The following is a 12,989-nucleotide window of genomic DNA, read 5'->3' as shown; positions in this document are numbered from 1 at the left end:
CGATCAGGATCAACGCTTGGTTGGCCTGCGTATAGCCGCCTGGAAGAACCACGTTGAGTTCTGCGCGCCAAACCTGGGAACGCGTGGTGGTATGCAGTTCGCTCTCTGCAAGGATTGCGTTGAGCTGCGCCTGGGAGATCGACCGGCGCGATGGGCGACGATTGCGTTGCGGATAGCGCGCGGCAGGTTGGGTATGGCGCGAAGAAGCGCGTCGTCGATGCCATCGAGCCGTACGCCCTCAAGGCCGGATGAGACGGTAGCGTAACGCGCAGCCCGAATGGCGACGGCGGCCGGCATGTCGGGCAGCAATGCAAGCTCGTCGATCGACTGCAGGGGGCCGATCGGCGATCGGTCGGCTGCCTCGCGCATTTCAACCAAAGCCTGGGTCAGCGTGCCGGCCTGAGCGCGGTTGGCGCCCGCGGCTATCAGGACGCCTGCGACAAGATCGGGTGGCGCGTGATTGAGATCGACACGGAGAGCTTCGTTTCGCAGCGAGGCGCTGGCGGTGCCGGAGGCCAGAGACATCTCCGCATTTGCTTCGTAGCCTATACGGCGAGGACCTTCGGCTGGCGCTGCACGAACACGGGCCGCTGCCATTGCCAGGCCGGCATCGGCCAGCGTGCTTGCAATCGCCTTGTCCTCAGTCATGCGCACGCTTTGAGTGACGCTTTGCATGTGAACGCTGAGCACGACCGCGAGCCCCGACAATAGTACCGCGATCCAGAGGACGCCGACCAGTATCGCGCCGCGGCGTCGATCTTGTTTTCTTGGCTGGCTCAAGGCGGAAATCATCGATGGGAACTGATGCCTTTGACGGCCTTCCGTCAAGAGCGAGCCGTTCCGGGAGTGGCTATTGATGCAACTACAGGGACCGTCTGGCATTTCCTGCCGCATTGCAGCCGCCAGCGCTGCTGCCTTATCATGCGATCGGCCGCCGCGACGTTCGATGTCGCGGCGGCCGATCTTGTTTGAGCTCCGTGTAAAGTGGAGTGACCTTACTGGGCGATGTCTGCCAGGCTGGCCGATTGGCGCGGACCGGCTTCGCAGCCTTCCCTGCCGATGGTGCAGACCGATACGCTGGCGGTGCCGACCACCGCCGAACCCTGGCGGAAGTGCACGTAGAGCCGGGTTGCGGGATCATAGGCGATCTCGCTGCCCTGATGGTCCACGAACGCCGCGAAGGTGACTGGCATGTTCGAGGCGGCCTCGAAGCTGACCGAGCTTGCCCGCGCGCCGATGCAGGTGCTGGTCGCCGGGTCGGTCCGGCAGATCGACATGCCCGCAGGCAGTGCCGAAGCCGCACCGGCAACCGGCGATAGCGACAGCTCGGCCGTCAGTGTCGCATCCGCGCCGGCATTGTTCACCGCGACAGTGGTGAAGCTGCCGCCGCCTGCGGGGACCCGCAGCACGCCATCGTTGCTCGGTGTCACCACGGCGGAGACGAGCTCGACGCGGTTGCTGCCGACCAGTGCTGCGGCAGGCTGAGACACCTGCTGCGAACCGGCCGCAACCGTGACATCGCCTGTATCGCCGGACTTGGTCGCCGAAGCGCCGGCCGACGTAGCCTGCTGCAGCGCTACAGGTGCTGCTGCCAGGCGCGCCGGGGACGGCGTGTCCGATGCGTAGGTGGTGACGCTTGCGGCAGAGGCTATCGGCTCGACCGGTGTTGCCTCAACAGAGTTTGCGCCGACCGCATAGGTGCCGCGACCCGGCTCGCCGCCCACGATGTTCAGGCGGATGTTGCCGCTGCGGTTGCCGTAGCCGGCGATCGCGATCTGGTACTGGCGGCCAGCGATCGCACGGAAGTGAACCCGCGACTGGCGGCCGAAGCCCCCGATAGTCCTTGTTGGAGGCGATCTCGGTCAGGTGACGCAGGGAGCCACGGACATAGACTGCGAGGATGGTGTCGAAATCACTGCCCCTGGTGTCGATGACCACACGGCCGGTGCTCTGCGGCGTAAAGCGGTACCACACGCTGTTGCGGGCGTTTCTCCAGCCGGCGTGGTAAGGCTCGAAACGCTGGGCCGTCGCATAGTGGTTGGTTGACGTAACCGTCCGCCTGGAGCCGACACGTGACGGCGGATAAACGTTCCGGCGCACCTCGAAATCATCGTGCGGAGGACGATCCGTAGACGCAGCGCCATCCGTGACGTTGAGGCGTACGTTGCCGGTAGCGTTGTTATAACCCGCAACCGCGATCTGGTACTGGGTGCCGGCCGTGCCGTTGAACGTCACGCTGGATTGAAGGTTCCCGCTGGCCACGTCATCGTTCGAAGCCACTGAGCTCAAGGCGCCGACCGAAGAGCCCGTATAGACTGCGAGAACGGTGTCGAAGCTGCTGCCGGCCGTCGTGATGGTGATCGAACCCGAGGCTGTGGGCGTATAACGCCACCAGACACTGGTCCGCGCGCCCGTTCTTCCGGCATGGAACGGCTCGCCGGTCTCCGCCGTGGCGCCGACATTCGAGCCCGTTACCGTGCGGGTCGACCCGGCGGCAGGTACGGCCACGGCGATGCGATTGGCGAAATTGTTGTTGGCCGGACCGGTCGGCGGTGGAGGCGTGGTTCCACCGAGCGCGAGCCGGGCGCTGTTGACGTTGATGCGCGGCTTGGTGACGCCGTGCGCCGAAATGCCCGTGCCCGTGGATTTCAGGGCATTCTCGATCTGATCGACGGTTGCATTGGGATGCGCGGTACGAATGGCCGCGAAAGCACCCGCCACATGCGGAGAAGCCATCGACGTGCCAGAGAGCGACGAGAACTGCGAGTTGCTGCTGCCGTTAATGTAGGAAGCAACAATGCTTGAGCCGGGCGCCACGACGTCGATCAGCGTTCCCCAGTTGGAGAAGTCGGACTTGACATCGCTCTTCGTCGCCGAACCAACGGTCACGGCGCTCGAGATACAGCCAGGCGCGCCGACCGAATTGGTGTAGTATTCGTTGCCGGCGGCGATGACGGTTGCGATGCGCGCCGCCTTGAGCTGGTCGATGATCGGCTTGCGCGAGTCACTGTCGCAATTGCTGAAATGCTGCCCGCCGCCGAGGCTCATGTTGATTGCAGCGATGTTGTACGTGTTGCGCAGCGCATACACACGCTCCAGGCCGCTAATCTGATCGCTGGTAAAGGTCAACACGCAGCTATTGTAGCCTGCCGGCAACCCGCCGCACTGGCTTGCGGGGAACTGCGCGAAGATGTTGATAGAGATGATGCGGGCGTCGCGCGCAACGCCATTGGACGGCTGGCCCGACTGCGGCGCGGTGTTAAAGCCCGCAGCGGTGCCGGCGACGTGTGTGCCGTGGCCGCAGCCATAGATGTTGCTGGCCGTGCAATCGGCACCCGATCCGGGAGCGGTGGACGCCTGAGCGCCACCGGGACAACGGCTCGTCGATCCATATGTCGAATTTATCGTGTTGTAGCAGGCTTCCGAAACGATACGGCTGGACAGGAACTGGTGACTGCTACGCCCGCCAGTGTCGAGAACCGCAACATAATATCCGTTGCCCGTCGCGCCGGCCGAATACATTGCGGGCATCTGGATCAGCGGCAACGACTGGGTGAGCGAAGGAGGCACAGGGACGTCCTCCTGAATCACGGTTACGTTCGGGTTGGCGGCCAGTTTCGCGAGATCGTCCGCATCGGCGAGGATGCCGAACATCGGCGAGAAATCCATCCGCTTCAGGTTCCGCTCTTCGCTAGCCTGAGCGGCGGAACGCGTGCCGGACGGCAACACCGCGCCGAGGATCTTGTCCTGCGCGGCGTGGATCGCCTTGGTCTGGGCATCGTCTGCTGCCTTGGCGCTTGCGAAAGCCGCAGCGTCAGGCAGTGCAGGCATGCTGAACTGCACGATCACGGGCAGCTTCGCGCCCGGCTCGGCTGTGAGCTTGGACCAAAGCTCGTTATGTCCCTCAACCTTCTGCGCAACGGCAGCGGGCGCGGCGTCGGCAGCAATCGATGGCGTCGCCATCATGCCACCAGCGAGAAACAGGCCGGACGCAATCGCCCCCAGCAGCTGCTTTCTCAAGGCAACTGTCTTCCCCACCATTCAAGCCTCCTTCGAATTTCTGGAGATTTTAAAAAAATGCGCAAAATCAGGCGCCACCCACCCTCAGCGGCGACGCCTTTCTCACGCGTGAACCCAACAAGGTGACTAGAATCCACCCTTCGTGACTATCGAGATTACGAAGCGGAAAGTCAATTGAACACTTAGGGCGTAAGCATGTATAAAATGTACTAGTTGCAATCAGGCCGAGAGCAGAACAAGAAAATTTGCTGGCTGAAGACTTCCAGAGTTTGCCTCGCCGAAAATCCACGAATGCCTTCCCCGGCGAGGCGTCATGAGAGGCTGTGGCTGCCGCAGGGACATTGTAGGAAGCATGCCTCTGATCTAGAAATCGGGACATCCCCCAACAGGGCGGGATCATCGATATGGTCGGGCGCAGCTTCACGGCGCTAGTGGAGTAAAAAGGCACTCATGGCGGGCTACGCCTACAAAGCGGTTACGCAGGACGGGCGACTGGAAACGGGCGAACTGGAAGCGGCGGATGCCGAATCAGTTCTGCGCATTCTCGACCGGCGCGGGCTCATACCCGTCAGCGTGGATGAACGTAAATCGGGGTCAGCGAGTAGCGGTGCGCAACGGCTGAGCGTTTCTGCCCCGCAGGTGACGCGCTTCCTTTCAGATCTGTCGATCATGATCAATGCGGGAATTCGCGTTGACGAGGCGCTGTCCATCATGGAACGCGAGTTCGACAATGGTCGATTGCGGCCGGTCGTTTCGCGGCTTCGTGGTGAACTTGCGAACGGGCGATCGTTCTCGCAGGCTCTGGAGGACTGGCCGCGCCTGTTTCCGCCTTTTCAGATCGCGATGGTACGGATTGCCGAACGTGCGGGACGACTGCCGATGCTGCTCGCCCGCGTCGCAGAAGAACGCCAGCGCTTCGAGGGGCTTGCCGCCAAAGTCGCCGAAGCACTTCGCTATCCCGCTTTCCTGCTTGTCGGCGTCATGGCGGTAATGACCTTCTTCCTCATCGGTGTTGTGCCGCAGTTCGAGCCGGTGTTGGCACAGACCGGCCAGGCGAACGGCTTTGTCGAGTTCATGTTTGCCGTGTCGCGTGGCATCCGCAACAACCGCGACCTCATTCTGGCTGGCGCGGCGCTGCTGCTTCTCGTGGGATTGCTTGCAGGGCGGCGCCCTGCATTTCGCGCGCGTCTGCGCAAATTCGTTTCACGCCTGCCTTTTCTGTCGGACATCGCAATGAGCTATAGAACGGCGCGCTTTTCGCGCCTGATGGGCATCATGGTCGAAGCCGGGGTCGGCGTGCCGGCTGCGATCAAGCTGATCGGTGACGCCATTGACCCTGCGGACCCAGATAGGCGGGCGGAACGCGCCTCCGACGCCGTGCGACAGGGACGCCGGATCGGCGAGGCTCTGGAGATCATGTCGCTGCCTGGGCTCGCCGTGCGGATGTTGAGGATCGGCGAGGAAAGCGGCGATCTGAGCGGGCTTGCCTATCGTGCCGCGGATTTTTATGAAGCAAGGCTGGAGCGCCAGCTTTCGCGGCTGGTTGGCTTTATCGGTCCTGCCGCTGTGATCATCATAAGCGTCTTGATCGGCGGCATGATCGTGTCAATCATGTCCGCGCTGATGTCGTTCAACGAACTGGTGCGATAGGGTGGGAGCATGAGTGTTGTAGATACGGCACCATTCGGTGCATGCAAGGCAAAGCGGCGTAGCCCGTCGCGTCGGCGGCGTGCCGGTTTCACGCTGGTCGAGATGCTGGTGGTGCTCGCCATCATCGGGCTTATCTCGGCGCTGGTTGGCCCGCGCCTGATTGGGCAATTGACCGAGTCGCGCGAACGCGCGGCCGAGTTGCAGATCAGAGCATTCTCAAGTGCGCTGGACATCTTTTCATCGATGTCGGCCGCTACCCGACGCAGTCGGAAGGCCTGCGGGCCCTGGTCGAGGCGCCTTCGGGGGCTCGGTCCTGGAGCGGTCCGTATCTGCGCGGCGGCGCGGTCCCTCTGGATCCTTGGGGCCAGGAGTACCGATATTCAGCCGACGGCGGGTCCTACACCATCGTGACCATGGGGCCGGACGGGGTCGGTGCAACGCAGTAGCCAAACTGCCGGCCGCCGCTCCGGCTTTCGCTGCAACCGCGATTCGCGGCGGGGCGTGGTCTTGCTGGATCTGGTGCTGACCCTCGCTGTCATAGCCCTTGCGGCGTATGTTCTCATGCCTGTGCCAAGCAATTCGCTTTCGCAAAACGACGTGAAGGCCGATGCCGTGCGGGCAGCAGCCATTTTCCGGCAGGCAAGAACCGACGCTATTCGTGGCCGCGCATCCATCGATGTGGTGGTTGATGCGATGGAGGGCCTGATCGAGGGGGCCGGCGAGCCATTGCAGGTTCATGAAGGGATCCGTCTTGTCTGGTCAACGTCCAATCAGTGCCCGGTCGATGCCGGACGCCGTGCTTTGCGCTTCCTGCCGGACGGGCGTTCCTGCGGTGGCGTGCTTACCCTGGCGGGAGCGGGATATGAGACGCGGCTGCGCGTCGACTGGCTGACCGGCCGCGTCGAACTGGCGTCGCAATGAAAAGAGCACGGCGCGGCTTTACGTTGATCGAGGTGATGGCCGCCTTCGTCATCGCGCTGGTCCTCATCGTCCCGGTAGCCTCGATCATATCGGGAATATCCGGCTCCTTCGGGGGCTTCAGCGTTCGGTCGAAAGGCGCGCCAGTCTGCAACTTGCTGCCGCAGCGGCGATGGCGGTCAACCCGCTGCGGGCAGGAGACTTCACGCTGGGCGATTTCCGGGTCGAGGTGCGTCCACGCATAGATGAGAACACGTCGGATCTGCGACGCGCCGGCTGGCAGCTCTACACGCTGAGCGTGAGTCAGCCATCGGTGTCGTCGGCGCAGATCCTCGAAACAGTTCGGAGCGCTCCGCTTTGAGCCTTGCCGGCCGCAGCAGGGCGAAGCGTGGCTTCACCTTGATCGAGGCGTTGCTGGCGCTCTTGCTGGCCTCGATCCTTTTCGCGGGCATCGCGATGTATACTGGTAGCTGGGCCGGTCAGTGGCATCGCATCACGCTCCTCAGCGCCAATCAAGACGTGGCAGCGATCGTGCTCGATCGCATGGTTGAGGAAATCGAGGCGGCACAGCCGACTTTGATTTTTGACGGCGGTACGGTTGCCGGCACTTTCGAGGGCAATGCGCAATCTTTGAGTTTCGTGCGGCCGGCGCTTGGCTTCGAGCGCAGGGCAGGGCTTGACCGGGTCACCTACGGATATGGCTCGGTTGACGGCGAGGCTGCCATCATGCGGATGCGCCGCGACTACGGGTCAGACCTAGGTAGCAACGGCGAAGACCTGCCGCTTATGCGCGGAGATGTGCGGCTTTCGCTCTCCTACCGCGGAGTTGACGGCGCCTTCGTCGACGAGTGGACCGATCAGCGTAGGTTGCCGACACTTGTGCGGATCGAGATATCGGGATCAAGCCCCCGGCCATGGCAGCAGGTCGCCTACGCCCGTCCCCGGGCGGAGATGCCTGCCTCATGCGCCACGCAGGAACTGATCCAGGAATGCCTGCGGCTTATGGGCGGAAGCGGCTGAGAGCCGCCGCAGGAGGGTGTCGGACGCTCACTCGCCCAGCGCGCTATCCGTCAGGTTCTTCTTCTCCAGCATCCGGGTCGCAAAGTCCTCCGCCAGCCGCTTCTTGGCCACATCAAGCGGATCCTTGTCGCCGGGCGCTGCCTTGTCCGTTTCCTTCGGCGGATCGTAGGGCATGACCGGCAGGCCGTCGATCACAGGGTCGGATCCGGGCATCATCGGCAGGCCGTCAATTCCCGGTTCAGGCACGAAGGGCAAGCCGTCGGCTCTGGGCTGGGGCATGAAGGGCAGACCATCAATTGTGGGCTGCGGCATCATAGGCAGGCCGTCGACGCCCGGCGCGGGCACAAAGGGGAGGCCGTCAATGTTCGGGGGCGGCATAAAAGGTAACCCATCCACGACCGGTGCCGGCATGAAAGGCAACCCCTCGACAACGGGGAGGGCATCGCAGGCAAGCCGTCGGCAACAGGACCTGGCTTGAAGGGCAGCCCGTCGGGTTTGGGCAGGGGAGGGTTGAAGAATGCGGTGCCGTCTTCCAGGCCTTTGGAAGCGCCATGCTTCTGCAAATCGCGCCAATGCGCGCCATTTTGCAGATTTCCCGGGATCGTTGTCATCCTGCCCGCCTCACCTTCAAAGGTTCATCCGTCGTGCGCGCACCCCACTTCGCCCGAGGAGCGAAAACACGCAGACTGGACTCTATTGCCTCGGCCTTGCGTGGGACTGGTGACTGGCAGTTACCGAACGACCCAGGCCCATACGAGGACAAGGGCAGGCGCGAGAAAGGTCGCGAAGGGAATGCGTGTGACTGCCTTCAAAGGGCGCCGGCGGCGAGCGGCGCGGAGCGCCGTGAACACGAGAGCGGCGACGGATGCGAAAAGAATCTGCATGCCCACACCCCATACCCCGATCAACAGCGCGGATGCCGACAGAAGTTTGACATCTCCGAAGCCGAGCCCGGACCGGCCTCTCAGCCGTTCATAAAACAGCGACATCAGCATTAGACCGGCGGCAAGAATTGCCGCCTCGATCGCTGCCACGCCAAGGCCTGCCCAGCCGTGCGTGGTAAAGGCGAGTGCCGCCCCAACGACAGCTATCGCAGCCGTATAGCCATCCGGGATCAACATTCGCGCGAGATCTTCTATGGCAATGGCTGCGGCGAGCGCACAGAGCATCAGCCACGCGACCTGCCGCAAGAGCGGTTCGTGGAGCATCGGCGGAAGGGTGGAGGCGGCGAGGAGACAGGCCATGATCGCGATGGCCTGCCACGTCACCCGCGGCAGGGTCATTCGATCAGCGTGCGTGCCGGGCGCTGCAGCGGCACGTTGCGGCTCGGCGTTCCCATGACACGCAGTTGAGAGCGCATCTGCTCCGCCACGTTCTGCGCATCGAGGCTGTCGCGGATGATCTGTGGGCGGATCAGCACAATCAGTTCGGTTCTGGTCGCCCGGTTGGTGTTCGTGCGGAAAAGATCGCCGATGATGGGGGCGTCGCCGAGGATCGGGATGCCGTCGCGGCCCTTGGTCTGGTTTTCGCTGATGAGGCCGCCCAGCAGGACCGTCTGGCCGCTGGCGACAGAAACAGTCGAGTTGACCTTACGTTGCGAGATCGTCGGCGTCAGCGCCGGCGAACCGCGCGCAACCGAGCTGATCTCCTGCTCGATGAGCAGGTTGATGGTGCCGTTGGCCGTGATGCGCGGCAGGACGTTCAGAATGACGCCTGTGTTGCGGAACTCCACGTTGTTGACGATCGGGGCATCGGGATCGTCGATCGTCTGTGCCGTGCGCGTCACGACGGGCACCTCGTCGCCGACCAGCAGGCTGGCGGTTCGATTGTCGAGTACCACCACGGACGGCGACGACAGCACCTTGACTTCCGTCACACCGCGCAGCGCATCGATGATCAAACGGGGATCGCTTTCAGGCCCCAGCAGAAGGTTGAAGCCGGGCAGCACGCGGTCAATCGCGGCTGCGCCAACATCGCGGAAAAGTCCTATCGAGCCGTCATCGTCTCCGAGCCCCAAGTCCTGCGATTTGAGGAAGAACTGAACGCCGTAGCGCAGATCGTTCGTGAGCGTTACTTCCGCGATGGTGGCCTCGATTGCCACCTGCGCCGACGGGCGGTCGAGAGCAACGATTGCCTGCTCGATGACACGTTGCTGGTCCGGGCGCGCGTAGATCAGAATCGAGTTGTTTTCCGGATTAGCCGTTATGCGCACGTTCTCCAGCAAGGCTTGGCCGCCGCCAACGGGCGCCGAGAATTGCGGCTGTTCGGCTGCGAAGGCTTCGCCATTATTCTGCTCCCCGGTCATCGCCGATGCCATGGCCATCGGCTCATCGGTGCCCTGCTGCAGTGTCGGCCTGGAGCCCGGCGGGAACTGACGCGACGGGTCGTCCTGCGCGGAGGCGCCACCCGTGAAGAGGGCGTTGACCATGGAGGCCAGCCGACGGGCATCGGCGTGCTGCACCCGGTAGACACGCAGGTTCGAGCCGGCGACGTTCGTCGTATCCAGGCGCTTGATCCAGCTCGCGGCGCGATGCAGCAACTCGTTCGTGCGCGCGACCACCATGATCGTGTTTGTGCGCTCTATCGGCTGCAGGCTGACCGTATTGCGGCCACGACCGCCTTCGTTCAGGCCCAGAACACGCTCAAGCTCGGGGATCATCGCGGCCGGCGTCGAATTCTCGATCGGGAACAGGCCAACCGATTGGTCTGCGAGCCAATCCTGGTCGAATGAGCGCGCCGCCGCGATCGCTGCGCGCCGCTCCTCTGCCGTTCCCTGGAATATTAGCGAATTGCCTCCGGCATCGGCGCGCACCATGCCCTGGCGCGTCACGAAGTTTTCGAGCAGCGGCAGGATCGTGTCGGCCGACACATGGCGCAGCGGGAGAACGGTGGCGCCGTAGCCGGGCTGGATGGTGACGCTCTGGTCAAGCTGGGCCACGCCCATGGCCTCCGCGGCCACCATGAGCCTGAAACGGTTGCCTTCGCGGACCAGTGCGATGTCGTTGCTGCGCAGCGAAGCCTCGAACATGGAGAGGATTTCGGCTGCCGGCACGGGTCTTGCCGTCACGATCGAAACCTGTCCGGTGACGCGCGGGTCGATCACGTAGCTGATGCGCAGGATCTCCCCGAGGATCGTGCGTGTCGCCACCGCAACTTCGGCGCCGTCTAGATTGACCTCGAAAGTTTCTCCGCTGGTGACGACACGAGACAACTCGCTTGCCTGCGCCACAACCGATGTGCGGTCCGTGCCGCCGTAGAGCTGCGCCTGAGAGCTGTTGCCGCGGCCGAAACCGAAAGACGAGAGAAAGCCACCACCTGATGGATTTCTTGCCGACAGGTCGGCATTGGTTGCCCGCTCCAGCGGGTCGGGCCGCATGGCTTCTTCGATATTCTTGCCGGAAACGCAGGCTGACAGCAAAAGGGCAGCGGTGCCCAGCACTGTCGCGAAACGCGCGCGTTTCGCCGCGACGATGTCCCCGCTCCCGACTTTCACTAAAATACCCCGACAAGTACGCGACATTTACTTATTATAAAGACTTCTATCGCAGCGCAGTTCAGCTTGACAACCGGTTCTACCTGTTTTCCCATTTCTCCTTAACAGGAATGCGTGACCCTGTTGCAGATGAGACAGCATCTGACGGACAGAGACGGCGAGCCAGCAAGGAAAAGGCATGAATATCCACGATCCGGCGCTCCAGGGTCGGGCAATGCTCGAGGCGATTGCGGATGCCGGTCTCGCCGGGCTCGGCGCGATGGACCGTGTCATCGGGGCGGGCGGCGTAACCCGCGCTTCCGATCTGCACCGCCTGGTTGACGCTCAGCTCGTTGACGCCGATGCATTGGCGGCCTTCCTTGCCAGCCGCTATGGGGTGCGGCTGCTGGATGGGGCCGCTCTGGAAGACATGGAGATTGCGGCGTCGGACCTTTCGCACAGGTTTCTAGTCGACAACTGGCTTCTTCCACTGCGCGGTGCGGACGGCACGCGCCTCGTGGGTGCGCTTCATCCGGGCGATCATGAGCCGCTCGATGCTCTTTTCGCGGTGCTTGACGAGCATGCCGAGCTCTGCGTTGTCTCCGCGCCCGACATGGAAGCGCGTCTGGAGCGACTCGCGGACGCGCAGGCTCCCGAGGGAGTCGCTGAAGCGTCGCTATCGTCGGAAGAGGCGATTGCCGACCTGCGGGACATGGCCAGCGGCGCGCCGGTGGTCATGGCCGTCGACGACATTTTCCGGCGGGCGGTCGACCTGCGGGCGACCGACATTCATCTCGAGCCGATGCGCGGGCGGCTCGTTCTGCGTTTCCGCATCGACGGCGTGTTGCGGGTCATGACGCCTCCGGCTGCCGATATGGGTGAGCCGATTGTCTCGCGTGTCAAAGTGCTCGCGGGGCTCGACATTGCAGAGCGTCGCCGGCCGCAGGATGGTGGCATGCGCCTCAAGGTGCGCGACCGCGATATCGAGATGCGTGTCGCAACGCTGCCGTCGATCCACGGCGAGACGCTGGTAATGCGTATCCTGCAGCGCGACGGTGCGCTGGTCGATCTCGGCAGCATTGGCCTGCGCGGTCGTGACATGGAAACGCTGCACAGGCTTCTGGAGCATACGCATGGCATGATCGTCGTCGCAGGTCCTACCGGTAGCGGCAAGACGACCACGCTGGCTGCCGCCCTGTCTCGCCTGAACGATCCCGGCCGCAAGATCGTCACCATCGAGGATCCGGTCGAGTACCAGATACCCGGCATCGTCCAATCGCAGGTGCAGCCGGCCATCGACCTCACATTCTCGTCGGCGATCCGCGCTTTCGTGCGTCAGGACCCTGACATCATCCTCGTCGGCGAAGTACGCGACCCCGAAACGGCGCGAGCGGCGGTTCAGGCCGGTCTCACCGGCCACCTCGTATTGACCACGGTCCACGCCAATACGGCGGCCGCAGCATTTACGCGTCTGCGCGATCTCGGCATCGAGAACTACCTGCTTGTCGGTGCGGTTCGCGGTGTGGTCGCCCAGCGGCTGGTTCGGAGGCTGTGCGAACATTGCAAGCGACCGTCTACCATCGCCCCCGATCTGCTTGCAGGCGATCCGCGCTATTCGGCCGTGGGTTTCAGTGCCGGCGATCAGGTGTTCGAGGCCGTCGGGTGTGCCCGTTGTGCCGATGCGGGCTATCGCGGCCGTATCGCCGTGTTCGAAATCCTGACGCTGGGCGAGGAGGTCGTGCATTTGACGTCCGAGGGCGGCGACAATGCGAGGATCGAGGCAGCTGCGCTGCGAGGTGGCATGACGACGATGGCCGATGACGCGGTGGGCAAGGCTCTCGATGGGCTGACGTCTCCGTCCGAAGTGGTGCGCGTGACCGCGCTTCGTTAATGCCGCTAATGACGGGGG

13 protein-coding genes and 1 pseudogene are annotated in these 12,989 nt (G+C 63.4%); 8 read left to right on the top strand and 6 right to left on the bottom strand.

Translation table 11 applies throughout. The features are described from left to right. Positions 1-9: 9 nt before the first annotated feature. The 3 genes from HK436_RS21590 to HK436_RS21580 form a co-directional block, all read right to left on the bottom strand. On the bottom strand, positions 10-648 hold the full coding sequence (locus HK436_RS21590) for a hypothetical protein (RefSeq protein WP_173193066.1): 639 nt from the start codon (positions 646-648) through the stop codon (positions 10-12). Between the two features lie 347 nt (positions 649-995). After that, entirely contained in the window at positions 996-1,724 is a 729-nt protein-coding gene (locus HK436_RS21585; protein ID WP_173193064.1) for a hypothetical protein, read from the bottom strand. Then, a complete protein-coding gene (locus tag HK436_RS21580; protein WP_173193062.1) occupies positions 1,672-4,041 on the bottom strand; it encodes a S8 family peptidase in 2,370 nt (789 codons plus the stop codon). Before HK436_RS21580 ends, HK436_RS21585 begins: the two co-directional genes overlap by 53 nt. Positions 4,042-4,470: 429 nt before the next feature. On the opposite strand from HK436_RS21580, the gene HK436_RS21575 reads away from it, so the two are divergent. The 7 genes and pseudogenes from HK436_RS21575 (at position 4,471) to HK436_RS21550 (ending at position 7,608) form a co-directional block, all read left to right on the top strand. After that, positions 4,471-5,670: a type II secretion system F family protein gene (locus tag HK436_RS21575; RefSeq protein ID WP_173193060.1), complete on the top strand. Its 1,200-nt coding sequence runs from the start codon at positions 4,471-4,473 to the stop codon at positions 5,668-5,670. A gap of 9 nt (positions 5,671-5,679) precedes the next feature. Next, positions 5,680-5,787: pseudogene (locus HK436_RS33150) on the top strand (prepilin-type N-terminal cleavage/methylation domain-containing protein); the annotation flags it as partial. A gap of 50 nt (positions 5,788-5,837) precedes the next feature. Continuing rightward, positions 5,838-6,116, top strand: coding sequence for a type II secretion system protein GspG (locus HK436_RS33145; RefSeq protein WP_312860695.1), 279 nt, complete (start codon positions 5,838-5,840; stop codon positions 6,114-6,116). A 61-nt stretch (positions 6,117-6,177) separates the two neighbouring features. Continuing rightward, positions 6,178-6,591, top strand: a complete 414-nt coding sequence (locus tag HK436_RS21565; RefSeq protein ID WP_173193058.1) for a GspH/FimT family pseudopilin — start codon at positions 6,178-6,180, stop codon at positions 6,589-6,591. Then, complete coding sequence (locus HK436_RS33675; protein WP_173193056.1) at positions 6,588-6,833, top strand: PilW family protein; 246 nt, start codon at positions 6,588-6,590, stop codon at positions 6,831-6,833. Before HK436_RS21565 ends, HK436_RS33675 begins: the two co-directional genes overlap by 4 nt. Beyond that, complete coding sequence (locus tag HK436_RS21555) at positions 6,761-6,949, top strand: hypothetical protein (protein ID WP_173190149.1); 189 nt, start codon at positions 6,761-6,763, stop codon at positions 6,947-6,949. The genes HK436_RS33675 and HK436_RS21555 overlap by 73 nt, the downstream gene beginning before the upstream one ends. Continuing rightward, positions 6,946-7,608 (top strand): prepilin-type N-terminal cleavage/methylation domain-containing protein, encoded by a 663-nt coding sequence (locus HK436_RS21550; RefSeq protein WP_173193054.1) that lies wholly within the window; start codon positions 6,946-6,948, stop codon positions 7,606-7,608. The genes HK436_RS21555 and HK436_RS21550 overlap by 4 nt, the downstream gene beginning before the upstream one ends. A 27-nt stretch (positions 7,609-7,635) precedes the next feature. Here the strand turns inward: HK436_RS21550 and HK436_RS21545 are convergent, their stop codons facing one another. The 3 genes from HK436_RS21545 to gspD all read right to left on the bottom strand — a co-directional run bounded on the left by HK436_RS21545 (position 7,636) and on the right by gspD (position 11,101). After that, on the bottom strand, positions 7,636-8,019 hold the full coding sequence (locus HK436_RS21545; RefSeq protein WP_173193052.1) for a hypothetical protein: 384 nt from the start codon (positions 8,017-8,019) through the stop codon (positions 7,636-7,638). 320 nt (positions 8,020-8,339) lie between these two features. Then, positions 8,340-8,891 carry a prepilin peptidase gene (locus tag HK436_RS21540; protein WP_173193050.1) on the bottom strand — a complete coding sequence of 184 codons (552 nt, stop codon included), beginning with the start codon at positions 8,889-8,891 and terminating at the stop codon, positions 8,340-8,342. Continuing rightward, positions 8,888-11,101, bottom strand: coding sequence for a type II secretion system secretin GspD (gene gspD, locus HK436_RS21535; RefSeq protein ID WP_173193048.1), 2,214 nt, complete (start codon positions 11,099-11,101; stop codon positions 8,888-8,890). The genes HK436_RS21540 and gspD overlap by 4 nt, the downstream gene beginning before the upstream one ends. Before the next feature lie 178 nt (positions 11,102-11,279). Between gspD and HK436_RS21530 the strand changes: the two genes are divergently transcribed. Next, the gene (locus HK436_RS21530) at positions 11,280-12,971 is read left to right on the top strand and encodes a GspE/PulE family protein (RefSeq protein ID WP_173193046.1); all 1,692 of its coding nucleotides are present in this window, start codon (positions 11,280-11,282) and stop codon (positions 12,969-12,971) included. The last annotated feature ends 18 nt before the right edge of the window (positions 12,972-12,989 follow it).

The sequence above is a fragment of the Neoaquamicrobium sediminum genome (genome assembly GCF_013240295.1).
Classification (GTDB): Bacteria; Pseudomonadota; Alphaproteobacteria; order Rhizobiales; family Rhizobiaceae; genus Aerobium; species Aerobium sediminum.
This window is presented reverse-complemented; position numbering and strand designations above follow the sequence as displayed.